The organism is Bradyrhizobium retamae (assembly GCF_001440415.1).
GTDB lineage: Bacteria > Pseudomonadota > Alphaproteobacteria > Rhizobiales > Xanthobacteraceae > Bradyrhizobium > Bradyrhizobium retamae.
This window is the reverse complement of the sequence record NZ_LLYA01000204.1, coordinates 1-20443: the sequence shown is the minus strand read 5'-3', so window position 1 is coordinate 20443 and position 20443 is coordinate 1. Positions and strand designations below refer to the sequence as shown.

Below are 20443 nucleotides of genomic sequence, written 5' to 3'. Positions count from 1 at the left end.
AGACGCTCCACTTATCGAGGCGGAAATTCTGTTCAGACAACCGGGACCAGCTCACAGTGTCTTTCCGTCCTCTACGTTCGTATAGTGATAGGTTAACCGCTCGCCGGCGGGACAGCGATAAACATCGTCGGCGGCGACATAGAAGAAGTCCTGTTTGCCGAAGCGGCCGGCAGCTTTGGCGCCCAAAGTCATCGGCTTCGGCAACGTCACGGTGATCTCGGCTTCCTCGCAGGCCTTGATCTCCTCCCCATCGTAATAGCCGCGGTCTGCCACGACTTCGAGCGTCTCGACAGCCATCTCGTCGCGCGCCTGCCTGGTGCCATGTTGGCGAGTTGGTGACGATCGGTGCCTACGTTGGTCACCTCGTGAGCCACGATGAGATGATGCTGCGTATCAACTGCAATCTGCACGTTATAGCCAACGATCCCGGTGTCCTTGCCACTTGTCGCCATCGAGCGCGCGTCAGGATCGGTCAGCGAGATCTGCCTGTCCTCACTCTTCATCATCTCCGCATGATCGCGTTGAGCCGGACAATCTCCTCCTTGAGCTTCTCGATCTTGCCCTTCAACTTCGCAACTTTCGCCTCTGGCACTGCATCGCCGTGCCGATCGGCGGTCTCGAGCTGCGAGAGATACCGGGCGATGCTCTCGTCGATCCGCTCCAGGCGCCGCTTCATCTTCGCCTCGGTGAAGTTCTTGTCCCGCGCATTGACGGCCTTGAACTTCGATCCATCGATGGCGACGCTCGCTGCAACAAGCAGATCAAGCTTGCGGCACAGCGCGACGAACTCGCGGCAGACCTCACGAATGGCCTTGCCATTGTCCTTGCGGAAATCTGCGATGGTCTTGAAGTCCGGCGCCAACTGCCCGGTCAGCCAGATCATCTCGATATTGCGCTGACATTCCCGCTCCAGGCGCCGGCTCGACGGCACGCGATTGAGGTAGCCGTAGATGTAGAGCTTGAGCATAACACCGGGGTGATAGCTGGGTCGGCCGATGTCGAGTGGCTGGACACCGACAAACCCGAGCTTGTCGAGATCGAGACCGTCGACAAACACGTCGACCGCTCGCACCGGGTTATCCTCGGCCACATAGTCGTCGAGCGATGCCGGAAACAGTGTGCTCTGCCCGCGATCCAACCCTTCAACAAAGCGCTTCATCAGATGCCCCGCAAAATCGCCGGGAATCTTATCGCGCGAATCACAGCAAACAGAGCCTTTTCACACAGCCTGGGCCATTTCCGGAAGTGATTGGACGCCGCTGGCACGTCCGCCTTGCAGCAGCGTGCGTCCGGGGAAAGGATCAATTGGCGCTGGAACGCCACCGCTGACGACCGGGTTCTGGTGCTCCGAAACGCTCTCAGTCTGATATCCGGGCGATGAGATCGGTGTTGCCCGCGCGCAGGCCCGCTAAACGCGACCATCCGCGTTGCTACTAACGCGGCTTGCTCGTCCCGGGGGATATTCTCAATCGCTTCCAAGATTTCGGCACGCACGTCCTTATAGCGCCAGCCGCAGACGGATCAAAAATTGAGCTGGATCAGTCCGAATGCACCATGCGCGACCTTTCCCGTACCGCCGCTGCTCACCGGGTAGTCCCAGTTGGCTGAATATTCCACGGCCACCTTCAGCCCATCCATCACCCACTCGCCTCCGGTAAGGAAAAGCCGGTGCTGGGGGACGAAGCCGATCCGGGTTGGCGCACCGTTTTGCAGCAATGTCGCGCCCGCCATGTCTTTGCTGCCGGAATATCCCACCGAGATGAAATCGCCCTGCGCGCCGATCTCCGTTATCCATGGGTTCCAGTCGAACTGGTAAGCAATCGAGGCCTGCCAGGTCATCGGCATCATGTTCCGCGCAATGCCGAGCCCATCGACAAACCTGGCGTCCTGAATTGCGGCATTTACCTCGCCCACGAAGGCGAACGGGCCAAAGCTGGCTTTGAGGCTCGCAGCCATTCCGGGAATCTGCCCTATCTGGCTCAGGAATGGGAGGTAGGACGAGTGCAGAAATCTGCTTTCGAAAACGGAGGTGCTATAGTCGATATGAAAGTCAAGGGTCCATGGACAAATCAGCGAATCCGTCAGCTGGTCATAGGGCACGCCGCAATGGCCCCTTGTCCGGTAACCGAGACTGACATTGTAATCGTCGATTTTCGTCCGGCCGGGGATGATGCTGTCGCTGCCTTTGTAGGTCATGACTGAGCCGTAGAAGGGCGGCGGGTCGAAGGGGACTGTGACTGGCGTAGGCCGGAACGGCCGCTCAGGCAGCGGGGTGTAGCCGAGCCAACGCATGAGTTGGCTCACGGCCGGTGCGACGACCAACGGACTAACGCGTGGAACAACGACGGGCGCCGGCGGCGGCTGCCGCGCTGGGGTTGGCCAGGCGAATTCCAGCCCTCCCGCCGTCTGACGGTTTTCAAACACCTCGGTTGTCAGGGGAGTGCCGATCGATAGCGTATCCAGGCGTGCCACGCCCGTGGACGTACCGAAATGCAAAACCTCCACGCCGAAGCGGGCCGCGATCGGGAATTGCATCAGATCGCCGACTGAGACGTGAGTCCGATCAAGCGTAAAGCGATCCACGCCTATGCCGGGGAGGTTGGTCGGCACCACTGGTTGATTCCCGGTCGGGAATATTGCGCCAGTGCCATTGTCGAAGTGCAGAACCAGCGCACCGGTCAACCAGTCGCTCAACCTGATATCGAAATCGAGTTCCGCCGTACCCAGCGACAGGTTATCCTGGGGAGGGCCGGTGAATGAGCCGGTCCGCGAGGCCAGGCCTTCAACCACGCCGCTCAGCGAGAGGAAGCTATTAATTTTCGGTCCGGTCTTCGAAAGCGAGTCCCGGATGATCTGGCGCGTCGCGTTCTCGTTCGCCGCCCAGCCGATCTCCAGCTCTTTTATACGCTCGTTAAGCGGCCTCTTCGCTGCGGCTTCCGACAAATCTGCAGCGGGCAGTGCCGGCGGATCGACGGGCGGTGACCCAACCACTGCCGCTGGCGCAGGCTTCGCTGCCATTACGGCAGGTGCCTGATGTTGATGCTCCGCCACGGGCTTGGTCCGCCGCGCCGGCGATGTCCCCTCCAGGGCGCTGAGACGTTCGGAAAGTTTGTGGTTTTCCGCCTTGAGCTCTCCGAGCATACGGCGGAGAGCTGCGATGTCCTCGTTTTCCGCGGCGGCATAGGAAGGAATGAGCAGAACGAGGCTGAACAATGCGGGCGCGGCGCGAAAGATAAATGGGTACACGGAGCAGACGCGGTACCAGTCGCGCGTAGTTGACCTTACCGTGCTAGTTTCTGCAGCGAGCCAATGTCGCCCAGATCCGGCGACGCGCTCATCCCGCTTACCCCAGATCATACGCGGCCCCATCACTACCGCAGTTCGACGTCACTCACATGCTCGAACAAACTCGTTGATAACGATTCCGCTCTGGCAATCAGACTGTCTCAGCCAGCGTTTCATCCGTCAGGCCGACTACAGACAAGAGCCCGCTCAATAACGCGGAGCACATAATTGCCGGAAGCCCCCAGCAAAGTTGGGGTAAGAGTGACGCGGATGACGAAATACGCAAGCGCCACGAAGTGGTATATCTAAAGTGACGCATCCTAGAGTGCAGAAGAAGCCGCGAACAGCCTTGTCGGCTGTCGGTCAACTTCAAGTGGCGATAGGGTTTTTGCCACCTAAGCTCGCAAAGTGCGTAAATACGCATGACCTAGTTGGAACCAGTAATGTAATCCAAATGGGTGGATTGTGCCGATAAGAACATCAACTTAGGATTTTCACTCGCCTTAACCTGTTTCTCGGTCTGCTTCAGGAAAGGCAGTATTGCGGAGCTTTGATTACGGCGAAGCCTCACTAGCGCTTTAGCACGACCGAAATAAAGCCGGCGCAAGGCCGACCAAAAATTCGGACTCGTGGGGAATAATATTGGGTGAACAATTGTGTTGCCTCTACGAGCGACACAGCGGTCAGAAAATCCCGCATTCAACGGGTCCTCGCAAACGGAGTTCGACTACAGCCACAGATCGAAGACAACCAGAGGTCAAAAGAGGGGGGCGTCGAAATGTTGGCGTGGCTCATATCCTCTACTGTGCGTTTACGCACCCTCATTGTAGTTGTCGCCGCGGGCCTGCTGATCCTCGGCGCCGTCGATGTCAAGAACAAGCCGCTCGACGTCATCCCCGAATTGGCGCTCCCCTCGCTCACTGTGAAGACGGAATCGCTTGGCCTCTCCAGTGCCGAGGTTGAATCGCTGATCACTGTGCCGCTGGAGGCGGACCTGCTTAACGGTGTGCCGTGGCTGCAGGTCATCCAGTCGGAATCGATGGCGGGACTTTCGACGATCGAGATGATCTTCGCGCCTGGCACCGACCTGATGAAAGCGCGCCAGATGGTGCAGGAACGACTGACGCAGGCGCATGCGCTGCCAAACGTCTCCAGCCCGCCGACCATGCTTCAGCCGGTTTCCTCGGCCAGCCGAGTGATGAACATCGGCCTGAGTTCGAAATCCGTCTCACTGATCGACATGTCCGTTCAGGCGCGCTGGAATATCGCGCCGCGCCTCGCCGGGGTTCCGGGGGTGGCCAATGTGTCGATATGGGGTCAGCGCGAGCGGCAGGTGCAGGTGCTTGTCGATGCCCGAAACCTGAATAAGAAGGGCGTCAAGCTCGACCAGGTGATCAAGACGACCGGTGAGGCGGTGTGGTCCTCGCCGCTCACCTACCTGAACTCATCCACGCCCGGCACCGGCGGCTTCATCGAAACGCCGAACCAGCGGCTCAGCATCCGTCACCAGCTGCCAATCTCCACCGTGGGTACCTTCGCCAAGGTGCCGCTCAGCGGCACGACCACGAGCGTCGGCGACGTCGCCTTTCTCGTGGAGGGTCATCAGGCGCTGATCGGAGACGCCATCGTCGGCGAAAACCCCGGCCTGATGGTGGCGATCGAGAAGTTCCCCGGCTTCAACACATTGGACGTGACGCGCGGCGTTGAGCGCGCGCTCAACGAACTGACACCGGGGCTGCCCGGCATCGAAATCAATACGACCATCTATCATCCCGCGAGCTTCATCGAACGCGCGACCAGCAATCTGGGCAAGGCCATGCTCATTTCGATCATCCTGGCCGCCGTCGTGCTTGGCCTTCTGATGAGTAGCTGGAGGACCGCGGTTATCGCCCTGACCGCGATCTCTTTGTCGCTCGTATGCGCTGAACTTCTGTTAAGGGCCGCCGGAATCCCGCTCAGCATGATAGTCGTCGGCGGCCTGCTGATGGCGTCCGGCGTAATCGTGCATGACAGCATTATCGACGTCGAGAATGTGCTGCACCGCTTGCGTGTACCGGAAGGCGAAGGTCGGTCCGGCTTGATGGTCGTCGTCCGTGCGATGCTGGAAACGCGCCGGCCGATGCTGTACGCATCGCTGATCGTCTTGCTCGCGGTGCTGCCAGTTCTGTTCATGCAGAGTCGGTCCGCCGCGTTCTTCGCGCCGATGGCCTGGGCCTATATCGCCGCCGTGTCCATCTCGATGCTGGTGTCGTTGATCGTGACGCCCGCGCTGGCCGCGGTGCTGCTCGCCAATGCGCCACTGACCCCGACGGGCGGTTGGGACATCAATAGGTTGGCCAGGCCTTTCGATCGGATTGTCGGCCGCGTCATCCACGCGCCGCTCGCCTGCATCGGCGCCTGCGTCGTGGCGGCGATCGCGTGCTTCGCGCTCTGGAGCCCGCTCGAACGCAATATGGTGCCCAGCTTCAGAGAGACGGATCTGATGATCGAATGGCAGGGGCCGCCAGGCACCTCGCTGCAGGCAATGACCCGATCGACCGAGAACCTGATCCGCGATCTGCGGCAGATCCCGGGAGTGCAGAACGCCTTCGCCAATCTCGGACGGGCGGTGCTTTGTAACTGCGAACGCGCAACGGACGTCAACGCCGGGCACGTGTGGGTCAGCATCGATCCGAAGGCCGATCGCGAAACAACCGTGGATGCCGTCGAAGCTGTCATCACCGCTTATCCCGGGATGCGTGGCAAGCTTGGGACATACCTGTCCACAAAGCTGCGCGAGGCGCTCACCGGCGACCCGGATAGCCTCACTGTCCGTGTCTATGGCAACAGCCTTGAGATCATACGCGCCAAGGCGGAGGAGATCCGCGCAGCGATGGCGAAGATCCCCGGCATTGAAAATCCCCGGGTCGAATTACAGGTCGAAGAACCCTCGATCGAAGTCAAGGTGGATGTCGATCGCGCAGCCGGTTACGGCCTGAAGCCGGGCGACGTTCGCAGGGCGACTTCGGCGATGGTCGGCGGCATCACCGTCGGTGCGCTGTTCGAGGACCAGAAGGTTTTCGATGTGGTTGTCTGGGGGCGCCCGGAGTTGCGCGACAACATCGATGACGTGCGGAATCTGATGATCAATAGCGAGAGCGGGTCTCAGGTTCGCCTGGCTGAGGTTGCGGACGTCCGCATCGCGCCGGTCACCAGCATCATCCAACGACAGGGGTCCTCGCGTCGTATCGATGTTTCCGCGAAAGTGGATGAGCGGGCGCTTGGTGATGTGGCGGATGATGTCGCCAGAAATGTCAAGCAGATCGCATTCCCGTTCGAGCACCGTGCCGAGGTGCTCGGCGAATACAAGGAACAGCGAGCCGCCGTGCGATCGATATACAGCTACATGGCGGCGGCGGCGGTATTGATGTTCCTGCTGACGCAGGCGGTGCTCCGCAGCTGGACACTCAGCGCCCTGTCGCTGCTCGGCGTACCGGTCGCTGCACTCGGCGGCCTGGCGGCGGCCGCAATCAATGACGGTCACTTCTCGCTTGGTTCTCTGCTGGGTCTGGCAGCGGTGCTCGCGCTGATGGTGCGGCAAGGTATAGGTCTGGTCGCCCATTTCCAGCATCTGCAATTGAACGAGGGTGAGCCGTTCGGCGAACAGCTGGTGCGTCGCGGCGTGCTGGAACAGTTCCCGCGCATCATCGCCTCATCGGTGACGACGCTCGCTCTGGTGCTTCCGTTCGCGATCATGGGCGATGTCGCCGGACTTGAAATCGCGCACCCGCTCGCGCTCTCGGTCTTGGGCGGCGTCGTTACCATGACGCTCGGAACGTTGTTCGTGCTGCCGGCGCTTTACCTGCGGTTCGGCGCCGGCTGGACCGCCGACCGGCTCGATCTTGAAATGGAGACCGCGTCATGACTGCCGCGCGCTTCACTTCGAACGTTGTGAAAGGGAGAAACGTCTCATGGCCCGCTTCAGCGTATTGATGGTCGCGGCGTCCGCCACCTGCCTCGCCGCGTGGTGTGTCTCAGCCCCGGCCGGGGAGTCGGACGTCAAAAAGAGCGCGCCCGCGCGGGTCGAGGCCACGAATGATGTAAAGATCAAAAAGATCACGCTCACGCCAAAAGCGGCGGAACGGCTTGGCATCCTCATTGACGAGGTGCGCGCCGATCCGTCGGGCCGCCGGATCGTGCCATACGCATCTGTTCTCTACGACCTGACCGGAAAGACGTGGGTCTATATCAGCGCCGATCCGCTGACCTTCGTTCGCGGCGCCGTGGAGATCGACACCATCAAGGGCGACAACGTGTACCTGAGCGACGGGCCTCCCGTTGGTACGAAGGTGCTTGCGGCCGGAGTGCCGGAGATCTTCGGGACAGAGGTGAAGGTAGGGCACTAGCTGCGCGACGAGGTTGTTTTTCCATAACGGCGTCGGCCTGAATGGGGGATGCTTTCCGATGATGAGGCTGATTGTAGCTTCCAGTCTGCGCTTTCGTTATCTGGTCCTCGCCCTTGGCGTGGTGCTGATCTGGTTTGGCCTGGCGCGCCTGCGCGACGTGCCAGTGGATGTATTCCCGGAATTCGCGCCGCCACGGGTCGAGATCCAGACAATCTGTCTTGGGCTCTCATCCGCCGAAGTTGAACAACTCGTGAGCGTGCCGCTGGAGAACGCGCTGAACGGCGTCCCTGGCGTCGACGTGATGCGGTCGAAGTCGGTGCCGCAACTGTCGTCGATCCTGCTTATCTTCAAGCCGGGTGCCGACGAAATCCGCGCGCGGCAACTGGTCAGCGAGCGGATGGCGCTCGCGAGCAAGAGCCTGCCGACTTGGGCCGCGCCGCCCTTCATGATGCCGCCATTGTCCTCGACCAGCCGGATCATGAAGATCGGCATTACCTCGAACGACAAGTCCGTGATGGACCTGTCGATGCTGGCCTATTGGACCATCCGGCAGCGGCTGCTTGGGGTACCCGGCGTTGCGAACGTCGCGATCTGGGGAGAGCAGCTCAAGATGCTCCAGGTCATGGTTGACCCGAAGCGGATGGCCGCCGCGGATATCACGCTCGACCAGGTGCAGGAGGCGGTTTCCGATGCCCTCGACGTTGGCCTGTTGCGCTATGCCCGTGGCGCGCATATCGGCACCGGCGGCTTCGTCGAAACACCCAATCAGCGCTTTCAACTCCGCTTCGTCGGCGTCGGCGTTACGCCGGAGACGCTGGCCAAGGTGCCGGTGACCAAACCGGCCGGGAAGCCGCCGCTATTGCTGAGCGACGTGGCCAATCTTGTCTACGCACCGCAGGGCATGATTGGCGATGCCGTTATCAACGACGGCCCGGGCCTAATGCTCATCGTCGAAAAATTCCCCTGGGGCAACACGCTCGCCGTCACCCGCGGGGTGGAGGAGGCGCTGGAGAGGATGAAGCCCGGCCTTCCAGGGGTTGAGATCGACACTACAATCTTCCGGCCGGCGACTTTCGTCGAGGACTCGATCGCCAATCTGTCGTGGGCGTTATTGCTGGGCTGCGTGCTGGTCGTGGGAATCATATTCGTCTTCCTTTACGAATTGCGCACCGCGATCGTCTGCATCGTCGCCATTCCGCTGTCGCTGCTCGCGGCGGGCCTCGTCCTGTTCCAGGCCGGCGCCAGCGTCAACACAATGATGCTGGCGGGCTTCGTGATCGCGTTGGGGATCGTCGTCGACGACGCGATCATCGACGTCGAGAACATCATGCGGCGCCTGCGTCTCGCTCGACGGGCGGGCGATGCGCGGAGCACCGCGCGCATCATTCTGGACGCTTCGCTCGAGGTGCGGGCGCCGATCATCTACGCTACGCTCATCGTGGTCGTCGCGGTCGTGCCCGTGCTGTTCATGGAAGGCCTGACTGGATCCTTCTTCAAGCCGCTGATTACGGCCTATGTGCTCGCGATTGCGGCCTCGCTCGTCGTGGCGATGACGGTGACGCCGGCGCTCTGTCTCCTCCTGCTGCGTAACGCGCGGCTCGAAGGGCGCGAATCGCCTGTCATCGTCTGGCTGCAGCGCCGCTACGCGCCCTTGCTGGAACGGGCCACCCGAACGCCGCGCGCGGCCTATGTCGCCGTCGGTGTCGTGACGCTCGTGGGGATCTGCGTTTGGCCACTGCTCGGGCACTCGCTGCTGCCTTCGTTCAAGGAGCGCGACTTCCTGATGCACTGGGTTACCACCCCCGACACGTCGCTTCCCGAGATGCTGCGCATCACGACCCGCGCGAGCAGGGAACTGCGCGCCATTCCGGGGGTGCGCAACTTCGGTGCGCATATTGGCCAGGCCTTCGCCGCCGATGAGGTCTACGGCGTCCATTTCGGGGAGAACTGGATCAGCATCAGCAAAGACGCCGACTACGACAAGACGCATGCCAGCGTCGAGGAAATGGTGGACGGCTACCCCGGCCTCTACCGCGATGTGCAGACCTATCTGAAGGAACGCATTCGCGAGGTCCTGACCGGGGCTGGCGAGGCGATCGTCGTCCGCATCTTCGGCCCGGACCTCGACGTTCTACGGGACAAGGCGGAGGAGGTCCGCGCTGCACTCGCGGACACTCCGGGCCTCGTCAACCTGCACAAGGAGTTGATGGTCGAAGTGCCGCACATTCAGGTGACGGTGAAGCTGGAGGAGGCACAACGCTACGGCCTGAAGCCGGGCGATGTCCGGCGTGCCTCCGCGACCTTCATGGCCGGAGAGGAGGTCGGCGATATTTTCATCGAGGGACGCACCTACGACGTGCAGGTGTGGACCGCGCCGCAAGCCCGCCACAGCATGGACTCGGTCCGAGAGATGCTGATCGACACTCCGACCAGACAGCGCGTTCGGCTGTCGGAAGTAGCCGATGTCAGCATTCAGCCGACACCAAATGCCATCAAGCGCGAGGCAAGCTCCCGTCGGATCGACGTGCAGGCGAATGTCCGGGGCCACGATCTCGCCGCCGTCGCCGTGGAGGTGCAGTCGCGCCTGCAGAAGATGGCGTTTCCACTTGGCTATTACGCGGTCCTGCAAGGCGAGTATGCGGAACTGCGCACCGCCCGCGAGCGGCTGCAACTGTTCGCCGTGCTGGCGCTCGCCGGCATATTCATACTTCTGCGGCAGTCTTTCGACAGCTGGCGTCTGGCCACGCTCAGTTTCCTCACCCTGCCTTCGGCGCTGGTGGGCGGCGTCCTCGCCGCGTGGCTCGCGGGCGGCGTAATTTCTCTCGGCTCGTTGATCGGTTTCCTGACCGTGCTTGGCATCGCCGCTCGCAACGGGATCATCATGATCAACCACTTCCAGCATCTGGAACGCCATGAGGGAGAGGTGTTCGGCATGAAGCTCGTGCTTCGCGGCGCGAGCGAGCGGTTACGGCCGATCCTGATGACGACCGGCGCCGCGGGGCTTGCGATCCTGCCGCTGATTATTTTCGGCGACCTGCCGGGCCACGAGATCGAATATCCGATGGCGGTCGTCATTCTGGGCGGCCTCGTGACATCGACATTGCTCAACCTGTTCATCTTGCCTGCATTTTATCTCCGCTTCGGTCGCGGTACTGGCGCGCTGACGGACAGTCTGACTGTTGCAGGAACGGCACGAGTCTCCGGGAATGTCTGAAATGAATATGAATTTGGAGGAGGTTACGATGGCAAAGGCAGCGATAAGATCTTGTCAGGAAACAATGGCCTTGGCTGTGCTTGTGACTTTCATTTGTCTCGGACTGTTCAGCGGCGGCGTTATGGCGCAGAAGAGCAAAGCTCCCGAGGATGCGCTGGAAGCGTTCGATCGCAACAATTTCGATAACTCCGCCAACGTCGACAACAAATGGTTCCCGCTGCAGCCAGGGACTCAGGTGGTCTACAAGGGGTTCACCGAGGAGGACGGGAAGCGCGTTCCCGCTCGGGTGGTGCAGACCGTGACGGACCTCACCAAGGTAATCAACGGCGTGCGGACCGTCGTCGTCTGGGATGTGGACTACAAGGACGGCAAGGTGAAGGAATCAGAGATCATTTTCTTCGCGCAAGCCAAGGACGGCAACGTCTGGCTGCTGGGTGAGCTGCGTGAAGTGTACGACGAGGCGGAGTTCGTGGGCAGTCGGGCATGGCTCGCTGGCCTGGATGGCTCGAATGCAGGAATCATGATGAAGGCAGACCCGCGGCCGGGGACACCAAGCTACTCTCAGGGCTACGCGCCGCCCCCGTTCAACTGGGCGGACCGCGGAGCCGTAGAAAAAGTCGGTCAGAAGGCCTGTGTTCCGGCCGGCTGCTACAAGGACGTTCTGGTGATCGCGGAGAGCAGCAAGCACGAGGGTCCGGACGCCCAGCAGCTCAAGTACTACGCACCCGGTGTGGGCTATATCAAAGTTGGTTGGAGGGGAAAGGGTGAAAAGCTGCGAGAGACCCTGGAGCTGGCCGAGATCGTGAAGCTCACCCCTGATGCGCTGGCGAAGGCACGCGCGGAGGCCCTGGAAATAGAGAAGCGCGCCTACCTTTATGGTCGCACACCGCCCGCCGAACTCATGAAAAGTGCAACTGATGCAAGAGGCCAGTGAGTATTTCGCTAGGGATCTATCCCTGTTTGGGATCGCCGCCGTCTGACTGCTCCAGAATCGGTACGAGTATCTGGGAGTGCGTGACATGAAAACCGTGCGTCGCCACAACGGCTGGATTGTCGCCGCCGTTGCGACTCTATCTGCTTTTACATATCCGGTGACGGGAGCCGCGGCTGAGGATGGCCGTTTTCAAAAGCTCTCCGTTTACCTCGAACGCAATATACAAGATCACGATGCCGAGATTCGGTTCGAGGCAACCGGCGCGGAGGATGGGCTGGCGGCGCTGAAGGTATCGGCGCCGGGCGAGCGTACGGTGATCGATCTCAGAACGCCGGACTCGAAATTAGGAGTTCGGAGTCTTGCGCTCGAATCGCCCGAGCCCGCTGACGATGGGGTTGTGCGGGCTGATTTCCCAGCGGGCGCATATCGTTTTGAGGGAACGACGACCAAAGGGGCAAGCCTGCGTGGTGAGGCGCAGTTGAGCCACGTGTTCCCAAAACCGGCGGCATTCGAATATCCGCGACCTGACCAAAGAGACGTACCCGCCACCGAGCTGACCCTACGATGGTCCGCGCCGAAGGGGATCGAGGCCTGCGCTATCGTGATCGAGCAAACGGGCTCGGCCTACGAAATCCGGGCACTGCTACCGGGTTCGGCAAGATCCTTCACGGTGCCTGAAGGGTTCTTGCGCGCTGGCAAGGCCTACAAATTCGCGATCGGGACCGTCGCAAAGGACGGCAATCGGTCCATCATCGAAGCTGGCTTCACCACTGCGAGGTCGCGATGAACAAAGCCCACCCGAGCACGTCAGACTGGCCCGAGTCGAACAGGCGATGCCCTGCCTTCTGTCCAGGAACGGCGATGCACCCGCGCATGCTCTCGCTCATCGGCCAAAACGAGGATGAAACATTTGCAACCTTGGGCGACGTTTGGCCGGACCGCCGGCCCGTAACTGGAGGGCATTGAGATGTTCGAGAATCAAAGGTTGGATCGACAGATGAAGCCGGCGAGCGGTCAACCTGGTCGGCCGACCAACTGGCGAACCACCCTCCTGGCGGTCACCGTTCTGACGGCGGCCGGGTTCGCGCTCGCTGGCGGCGCTGCCGCCGGCGAGATCAAGGATCCGCCACGCTGGAAGAGCGGCAACGATTTCTCGTCACTGAAGGATTGGAATCTGAAGGGCGAGAATATCGTCCCGCACGGCGTCAACCCGCTCTATTACCCGATCATGCCGGGCCACAAGCACGCGCTTGAACGGTCCGATCACCCAGACGGCAAGTATCGCAAGGAGACCGTGGTCCTCGACACCACCGAGGATTTCGATATTCCCGGGATTGGCAAATTCAAGACTGCGGTTGTGCAGGAAGAAGAACGTGTCGATGGCGTCCTGACGCAGCGCGCGATCAACTGGCTGGCCCTCGATAAAACCACCAACAGCGTCTACTCCTTCGGCGGATTAAGTTGGGAAATCAAGGAAGGCAAGCCGATTTTCGCTGGTACCTGGCGGGCGGGCGATCCTGACGGCGACGGCGTCACCGAGCCCGGCATGTTGATGCCCGGCAATTTCACGATCGGTGATCGCTATATCGCCGCCGGCAGCAAGAGCTTGGCCTTTGGTGGCTCCGAGAACATGGAAGCCGGCATCGAAATAAGGGTTCCGGCCGGGACGTTCAAAGGCTGCGCCCGGATCCGCGAGCAGGATCTGATCAAGCCGAACGAAATCACCGACAAGGTCTGGTGTCCAGATGTGGGGGTCGTGAGCGACAGCTCCGACGGCAAGCTCGTCATTTCCAACGCGCTCCCAGCCAGCAATCCAGCGTCCAACGTCTCAACCGTCGGAAAGGCAAGCGACAAGCCTTTGAAGCAAAAGTCTCCGGTGGCGAAGATTTCGGCTGCCGAGGCCACCAAGATCGCGCTTGAGCGAATGCCGGGAAAGGCCACCGACGTGAAGATTGAGAGGAAGCTCGGCAAGAATGTCTACGTGGTCGAGATCCAGACGTCGCGCGGTGAGAAGGACGTTTTCATCGACATCGAGTCCGGAAAGATCGTCGGTACAGAATGACATGGATCGGTCGCCTCGGCGTGACTCCGGCGCGCCGAGGCCAATCGATCGAGGGAACACGGCGAGAAGGGGCGTCGCCGCGGAAATGGTGACAGGAGAAACGGAACACGAAATTTGTGTGGTTCTTTACCGGAAAGGGTAGCTTCATGAAGAAGACGATGTGCGCGAGTCTGTTCGCCGTCCTGCTCGCGCCGGCGATAGCCGCGGCACAGGTGCAGGCGCCGAAGGGCCTCGGCACCGAGGAATTCGGCATGTCGCCACGCGAACTGGTTCAGGCGATCGAGAAGACCGAGGAACTGATCGCGCGCTGCATGCGCGAACAAGGCTTCCAGTACATCGCCGCCGACCACAACACGGTGCGGGCGGGCATGACGGCGGACAAGCGCCTTCCAGGCCTCAGTGAGGAGGAGTTCGTCAGTCGTTATGGCTTTGGCGTATCCACCTTCTATACGGGTTTGCCGCCTCAGCTGTCCACCGGCTACAGCCCCGCCCGCGTCGGTCTCGGCGAACGTAATGTGCAGATTTTCCGCAAGCTTTCCCCCGCAGATCAGGTGGCTTACAATCGCGCATTGCTCGGCGATGACGTGTTCAGCACCCTGGCGGTCGCTCTGGAGACCGAGGATTTGTCGCGAACCGGCGGTTGCACGCGCAAGGCACTCACTGAAAACTTCAAGCCCGATCAACTAAAGGCCAGCCACTACAATCCCCAGGATGCGCTGATCAACAAGGACCCGCGGATGAAGGCCGCGATTGCGTTCTGGCAGCGGGAGATGAAGAAGGTCGGCTTCGAATACGGCCATCCGGACGAAATCGAACCCGACCTGCGGAACCGGCTCAGCGCGCTGACCGAGGGCGGCAAGCTATTGGTTTCCAAGATGTCGCAGGACCAGAAAGCCGCGCTGCGGAAGCTACAGGATTTCGAGCGCCTGATCTCGGTCAAGAGCCACAAAATGCATGAGGAGGTGCTGACGCCAATCGAGGAGAAGATCCAAGAGGAGCTGTTCTCCCGCAAGGTGCAATAGACCAATTAGGATGTGCACTCCCGTACTTCCCCAAATCGGCGGCTATGAGTAATCTCCTTTCCTGGCAGCGCATCGCATGACGAAGGCGGACACAACGCTTCCTGCGAAGATTGCCGGCACGCTGTCGGTGGCGGGAGGGACTACGGCATGGTCGCAAAGCGCGTAAACGTTCTCTGGGCTATCTTGGGCGTGGTTGGCGGCATAGCGGTTGGCGCCTGGTACATGGGCTCCAGGATCCAGTCGCCTGCAGAGGTGGCGGCGCGCACCGCGGCGCCCGAGCCATCCGCGATCCTTGTGCCTGTGGAGTCGCGTGTATTGAGTTCCGATATCGTCACCCGCGGCACGGTCCGCTTCGGGCTGCCGCAGCAGGTTTCGATCGCTCCTTCCACGGTCAAGGGCGGTGCCGGGCTGATCTCGTCGCTGCCGCGGCCAAATACGAATTTCAAGGAGGGCGAGGTGATTCTGTCCGCCTCCGGCCGTCCGGTCTTTGTCCTCCAGGGCGGGGCACCCGCCTTTCGCGACATGGCGCCGGGAACGAGCGGCGGCGACGTCCGCCAGCTTGAAGAAGCTCTGGCCCGCCTTGGCTTCGGTCCGGGAACAGTCGATGGCAGTTACGATCAAAAGACATCCGCCGCGGTCGAGCACATGTATAAGAAGGCCGGATGGGATCCGTTCGCACCGACGCGCGAACAGCGCGCGGCCGTTGCCACGCTCGAGCGAGAGTGGACGGATGCCGCGCGCGCCCAGCTTGCGGCCGAGGCCACGCGCGAGACCGCGTTGAAAGCGGTCGCCGCCGCGCGGGCCATCGCGGAGCAGAACACGCGTCAGGCTACGCTCGACAACGCGGCGCGGGTTGGCGACAGCCGCCAGCTCGCCGACGCGCGATCTGGAAAATCGCTGGCGCTTGAAGCCGAGCGCGCGCGCGCCGCGCATTCCGCGACTGCGGCCACCGCCGATGTCGCCACGCAAATGGCGGATCGTGCCCTGATCGTGCTCGATCCGCGCCAGACCGAAACGGCACGCGCCGCGGCTGAGGCCAAGCTGAAAGTGGCGCGTGCCGCGCAGCGCAAGGCGAAGCTGGAAGCCGATCTGGCGATACAGACCGCGGCGCGCGAGGCCGCTCTGGTCGACGAACGGATCAAGGTCGCCGAGGGAGCGGTAAAGGCGGCCCGCCTGGAAGGCGACCGCAGCATACGCGCGGCGCAGGAACAGCAGTCGCTCGCCGAATTTGACGTCAGGGTCGCAACCGAACGCGCAGAGCGGCTGGCCAGCGAGCTCGCGGCGGCGCGTGCCAAGCTTGGCGTGCAGGTGCCGGCGGACGAGGTCGTGTTCATCCCGTCGCTCCCGATCCGCGTCCACGAGGTGACTGCTGCGGTCGCTGCCAATGCTTCCGGGCCGGTCATGAGCATGACCGACAACCAGCTCAGCATCGACTCGCAACTGCCGCTTGAAGCCGCGCCGTTGGTGAAGCCCGGGATGAAAGTTGCGATCGACGAGCAGGCGCTTGGGATCAAGGCGACCGGTATCGTTGAGACGGTGGCGAACACGCCCGGCACGCGTGGCGTGGACGGCTATCACTTCTATCTCGGGGTCAAGGTAGAGACCACGCCGGTGCTGCTGGCAGGGTTTTCCGTCCGTCTGACTATCCCGATCGAGACGTCGAGGGGCGCGGTCACCGCGGTGCCAACCAGCGCAGTATCGCTTGCCGCCGACGGCACGTCGCGCGTGCTGGTCGATCGCGGCGGCAAGCAGGAATTCGTCACCGTGCAACCGGGGCTTTCGACGGGCGGCTATGTCGAGGTCAACACCCCCGATGGGGGGCTTGCCCCCGGCCAACTCGTGGTGGTGGGGTATAAAACAGCCGAGCCGGCAGCAGCGAAATGAGGCTCATGGAAGACAAGCGGCCGGAGGTGCCGATCAAGGCAGTTCCTGCCGATGCCGACCATGTGCTCGATCTGCGTAAAGTGTGTAAGCAATTCGGGACCGATCCCGCCGTCCACGCGTTGATCGATGTCGACCTCGTGTTGCGGCGTGGCGAATGGCTGTCGATAACCGGTCCATCCGGCTCGGGGAAATCCACGTTGTTGAATATCCTCGGTTGCCTCGACCGGCCAACCAGCGGACAGTACCTTTTTGATGGTATCGAAACGACAAAGCTGAGCGAGAATGAGCGGGCCGGGCTGCGCAGCCGCCGCGTTGGATTCATCTTTCAGTCATTCCACCTGCTGCCCTATCGCACTGTCCTCGAGAACGTCATGCTGGCGGAAGTATACCGCCGGCACACCGGACGCGGGCGGCGCGAGCGGGCGATGGAGGAAATTCGCCGCGTCGGCCTCGAGCATCGCGCGAATTTCCTGCCTTCCAAATTGTCCGGCGGCGAACGTCAGCGGGTGGCGATCGCCCGCGCCCTGATGGGATCACCGAGCCTGCTCTTGTGCGACGAGCCGACCGGCAATCTCGATTCCAAAAACACCGAGTCGATCCTGGATTTCTTCACCGAGCTCAACAAAGAGGGCATGACGATCGTCGTTGTCACGCACGACGAGAACGTTGCGCGCCGGGGCTCGCGCCGGGTCAACATGAAGGATGGCCGGCTCTTTGGTGGAACCGAGACGGCATTGCCACCTCCATCCAGGGCGCGCATTGCGCCTTCGGGAATCACAACGCGCGACCTTGTGTCCGAGGCCATCGCCGGGGCGATCGCGCGGCCGGCGCGCATGGCGCTGACGGTGCTTGGCATCGTGATCGGCATGTCGGCGTTGGTAGCCACCATTGGCCTCACTCGAACCGCCGGTAACCGCATCATCAGCCAGTTCGATCAACTCGCAGCCACGGAATTGTTCATCACGGCGCGGCCGGGAATGGCGACCGGCACGATTGATCCGCGTGCCATTCCATGGGACGCGCCGGAACGGCTGGTCCGGCTGAACGGTGTCGTGGCCGCGGGCCTGCTCAGCGACGTCAATATCCGCGACATGCTCGTCAGCGCCTCGCCGGTGGTGGATCCCGCCAATCAGACCGCATTCAAACTGGCGGTGCGTGCCGCCTCGCCGGATTTGTTCCGCGCGGTGCGCGCCGACCTCGCCTCGGGACGGTTTATCGACGGGGGGCATTCTGCCCGCGCCGAGCGAGTTGCGATCCTCGGCCCCGATGCCGCGCGCCGTCTGGGCATCACTGGAGTCGAGCGGCTGCCCGCGATCTATGTCGGCGACGAGCTCTATCTCGTGATCGGTATCCTCCGTGATGTGGTGCGAAAGCCGGAACTGCTTGGTTCGGTGATCATTCCCGAGGGTACGGCGCGACGGCATTTCAGTCTGTTCGGGCCTGGCATGGTGGTCGTGGAGACGAAGATCGGCGCCGCTTCCCTGATCGCGCTGCAGGCGCGGGCGGCGCTGCGGCCGGACGACCCGCGCACGCTTCGCGTGCAACTGCCGCAGGAGCCGCGGCGCGTGCGCGACGACGTGCAAACCGATCTCAATATGATGTTCCTGCTGCTGGGCGGCCTGTCGCTCGTGGTCGGCGCGCTTGGCATTGCAAATATCACCCTGGTGGGCGTGATGGAGCGAACGGCGGAGATCGGACTGCGCCGTGCCATTGGCGCCACTCGCCGCCACATCGCTTCACAGTTCCTCCTTGAGAGTGCGTCCATGGGTGTCGTGGGGGGACTGCTCGGATCCAGTGTCGGCGTGCTGATCGTGGTAGGTGTCTCGGCGTATCAGGTCTGGACTCCGGTGCTCGACCCGCTCGCTCCCTTGCTCGCGCCAGCGGTCGGTGGCGTGATTGGTCTGCTGTCTGGGGTCTACCCCGCCTCGCGCGCCGCCGCGCTCGAGCCGGCCGAAGCGTTCCGGCACTAGTTCGGACTAAAAAAAGGCTGTTGGATAGCATCGACCGCAAAATTTACTTTAAGCAGTCAGGACAAATCCCGGCGCGATGATGAACGCTCCCCCGATCCGACTTTCAGTTCGATGAGGCCAGGGACGCCTAAACGAGCCGCGAAGGTCGAAGCGTCAAATATTCTGAAAAGCTTAACTACGTCAGCAAACGCCGATGTCTCACTTGGGTCCAGGCTGTGTGAAAACGTGCGCGAGTGGAGAATGCGCAGAATTGTCTTCTCCCTTGCGCCCCCATCGCCTGTGGCGGCCAGCGTTCTTCTTTTCCGATTCGACGTGATCGGGACAAAGTTTCTACGTGCAAGTTGACGGTAAAATTTTTTACACATGGGGTAATTCCGGGCCAGAGCCATATTGAAGCTCTCAGAATCAGCTCTCCACGAATCTATGATGCTCACCACTTGGGCTCTGCAATGACAGGAGAGCTGCAATGGAGCATTATGTCGGACTGGACGTTTCTCTGAGGCTAACAGCGATCTGTATTGTTGATCAGACGGGAAGGATTGAGCGTGAAGGCGTGGTTCGTTCCGAACCTGGCGAGGGGCCCTCAAAAGAAGAGCGTGAAAGTGGCTCCTACGACATCCTCTTTGTCGCACTCGCGCCTGACGGCCGACAATTGCACACCGCCGTCACCGGTGATTGCGAACCGGGTTACGCCTCAACAGAAAAAATGATTAGCGAATGTGCGATCGGCCTGCTACGCGACGCGCCCGATACCGCAGCAGGAATTTGGACTCCAGGGGCAGCAATGCAGCAAAGGCTGATCAATAGGCTCGTCGAGCATGCTGGGTTGAACTTCAAAGTCGAGCGCTGATCGGAGTCAGCATCTGGCCCTCAGCCAAACAAAGGCAGTGGCCCTTTCCACGTCGGCTGCCAGAGGCAAACCGGGAAACCAGTCGTGAACATTTGGACTTCCGGGTCTGACCCAGATGTATGGTCCGGCCGTGCGGTGCAAGAAGATTTCGACGATCCGGAAGATGCGGTCTTGCATCAATGTATCCGGCCTCTGCTTAGAGCACAGTGCTCCGGGCCATCATGGATATCAGCGCGCATGCGAGCTGATAGCGGACAGGCCTCGACCGGGCCATTTGGGTCACCAGTGTTCGCATGCGCCGGGAAGACCGATTCTCCATCGTCGTCTCATCTTCTCGCAGACCTCGGCGGGTAAGGGTGTTGTTACGTCATCGATAGCTCCTCACTTCGCGCGGTTCCTTTGTTCGTGCCTGGGCGTGCGTTCCTTCGTCCCGGTCTACGCGCGCAGACGCGCCGCGCGCAAGGGGCGTCAAGGCCGGCCGTCGTGCTGTCCTGACGTCTTGCTCTACCACTGCCAGGCTGCGTCTTGACGGCCCCGCGCACGGCGCGAGGGTCAGGCAGGTCGGGACGCCGTCTCCTCCGTCTTGACGCTCGCGAAGGCGCGTCCCTTGCTGAGAACCGCCCAGGCAATTCGGGCGAGTTGGCAAGCGCAATCGCCAGCACGTTGTGATGCAGTCGTTTCTTGGCGGCTTCGATCCAAGAGTTGAGGCCATAGCGCTCCCAACACCTGATCTTGACCAGCACAACCCACGCGGCTTGCACGAACAGCGCGCGCAGGTAGCGATTGCCGCGCCTTGATATACTGCCGAGGATCGTGCGGTCGCCGGTCGATATCTGC

The 20443-nt window shown here is 61.6% G+C and carries 10 protein-coding genes and 4 pseudogenes; 11 read left to right on the top strand and 3 right to left on the bottom strand.

Annotated features, from left to right (window positions below; all coding sequences use genetic code 11):
* Positions 1–54 precede the first annotated feature (54 nt).
* Together CQ13_RS42060 and CQ13_RS35915 are read right to left on the bottom strand one after the other, a co-directional pair.
* Positions 55–1159 (bottom strand): annotated as a pseudogene (locus CQ13_RS42060) (IS1182 family transposase); the annotation flags it as partial.
* A 362-nt stretch (positions 1160–1521) separates the two neighbouring features.
* On the bottom strand, positions 1522–3246 hold the full coding sequence (locus CQ13_RS35915; protein WP_156434105.1) for a hypothetical protein: 1725 nt from the start codon (positions 3244–3246) through the stop codon (positions 1522–1524).
* Positions 3247–4063: 817 nt separating this feature from the next.
* Here CQ13_RS35915 and CQ13_RS35910 point away from each other — a divergent pair.
* From CQ13_RS35910 to CQ13_RS35865, 11 genes and pseudogenes are all read left to right on the top strand, one after another.
* Positions 4064–7189, top strand: coding sequence for an efflux RND transporter permease subunit (locus CQ13_RS35910; RefSeq protein ID WP_063800228.1), 3126 nt, complete (start codon positions 4064–4066; stop codon positions 7187–7189).
* A gap of 46 nt (positions 7190–7235) precedes the next feature.
* The gene (locus tag CQ13_RS35905; RefSeq protein ID WP_057847500.1) at positions 7236–7670 is read left to right on the top strand and encodes a hypothetical protein; all 435 of its coding nucleotides are present in this window, start codon (positions 7236–7238) and stop codon (positions 7668–7670) included.
* 58 nt (positions 7671–7728) lie between these two features.
* Positions 7729–10884, top strand: coding sequence for an efflux RND transporter permease subunit (locus CQ13_RS35900; protein ID WP_057847499.1), 3156 nt, complete (start codon positions 7729–7731; stop codon positions 10882–10884).
* Between the two features lie 28 nt (positions 10885–10912).
* Positions 10913–11818 (top strand): hypothetical protein, encoded by a 906-nt coding sequence (locus CQ13_RS35895; RefSeq protein WP_156434104.1) that lies wholly within the window; start codon positions 10913–10915, stop codon positions 11816–11818.
* Positions 11819–11903: 85 nt separating this feature from the next.
* Positions 11904–12605, top strand: coding sequence for a hypothetical protein (locus CQ13_RS35890; RefSeq protein ID WP_057847497.1), 702 nt, complete (start codon positions 11904–11906; stop codon positions 12603–12605).
* 210 nt (positions 12606–12815) lie between these two features.
* Positions 12816–13880 carry a PepSY domain-containing protein gene (locus CQ13_RS35885; protein WP_245309555.1) on the top strand — a complete coding sequence of 355 codons (1065 nt, stop codon included), beginning with the start codon at positions 12816–12818 and terminating at the stop codon, positions 13878–13880.
* A 146-nt stretch (positions 13881–14026) separates the two neighbouring features.
* Entirely contained in the window at positions 14027–14902 is an 876-nt protein-coding gene (locus CQ13_RS35880; RefSeq protein ID WP_057847495.1) for a hypothetical protein, read from the top strand.
* A gap of 147 nt (positions 14903–15049) precedes the next feature.
* Complete coding sequence (locus tag CQ13_RS35875; protein WP_057847494.1) at positions 15050–16786, top strand: peptidoglycan-binding protein; 1737 nt, start codon at positions 15050–15052, stop codon at positions 16784–16786.
* Positions 16783–18756 carry an ABC transporter ATP-binding protein/permease gene (locus tag CQ13_RS42055; RefSeq protein WP_197427553.1) on the top strand — a complete coding sequence of 658 codons (1974 nt, stop codon included), beginning with the start codon at positions 16783–16785 and terminating at the stop codon, positions 18754–18756. The genes CQ13_RS35875 and CQ13_RS42055 overlap by 4 nt, the downstream gene beginning before the upstream one ends.
* Before the next feature lie 466 nt (positions 18757–19222).
* Positions 19223–19330, top strand: a pseudogene (locus tag CQ13_RS46145) (IS110 family transposase); the annotation flags it as partial.
* A pseudogene (locus CQ13_RS35865) lies at positions 19322–19606 on the top strand (saccharopine dehydrogenase); the annotation flags it as partial. The pseudogenes CQ13_RS46145 and CQ13_RS35865, both read left to right, overlap by 9 nt.
* Positions 19607–20158: 552 nt before the next feature.
* Here the strand turns inward: CQ13_RS35865 and CQ13_RS42050 are convergent.
* Positions 20159–20443, bottom strand: a pseudogene (locus tag CQ13_RS42050) (transposase); the annotation flags it as partial.

What these genes read in the sequence shown, in the direction of transcription:
- CQ13_RS35900 (WP_057847499.1), top strand. Translation starts at nt 7,729, where the DNA reads ATGATGAGGCTGATTGTAGCTTCCAGTCTGCGCTTTCGTTATCTGGTC.
- CQ13_RS35890 (WP_057847497.1), top strand. Translation starts at nt 11,904, where the DNA reads ATGAAAACCGTGCGTCGCCACAACGGCTGGATTGTCGCCGCCGTTGCG.
- CQ13_RS35905 (WP_057847500.1), top strand. Translation starts at nt 7,236, where the DNA reads ATGGCCCGCTTCAGCGTATTGATGGTCGCGGCGTCCGCCACCTGCCTC.
- CQ13_RS35910 (WP_063800228.1), top strand. Translation starts at nt 4,064, where the DNA reads ATGTTGGCGTGGCTCATATCCTCTACTGTGCGTTTACGCACCCTCATT.
- CQ13_RS35875 (WP_057847494.1), top strand. Translation starts at nt 15,050, where the DNA reads ATGGTCGCAAAGCGCGTAAACGTTCTCTGGGCTATCTTGGGCGTGGTT.
- CQ13_RS35880 (WP_057847495.1), top strand. Translation starts at nt 14,027, where the DNA reads ATGAAGAAGACGATGTGCGCGAGTCTGTTCGCCGTCCTGCTCGCGCCG.
- CQ13_RS35895 (WP_156434104.1), top strand. Translation starts at nt 10,913, where the DNA reads ATGGCAAAGGCAGCGATAAGATCTTGTCAGGAAACAATGGCCTTGGCT.
- CQ13_RS35885 (WP_245309555.1), top strand. Translation starts at nt 12,816, where the DNA reads ATGAAGCCGGCGAGCGGTCAACCTGGTCGGCCGACCAACTGGCGAACC.
- CQ13_RS42055 (WP_197427553.1), top strand. Translation starts at nt 16,783, where the DNA reads ATGAGGCTCATGGAAGACAAGCGGCCGGAGGTGCCGATCAAGGCAGTT.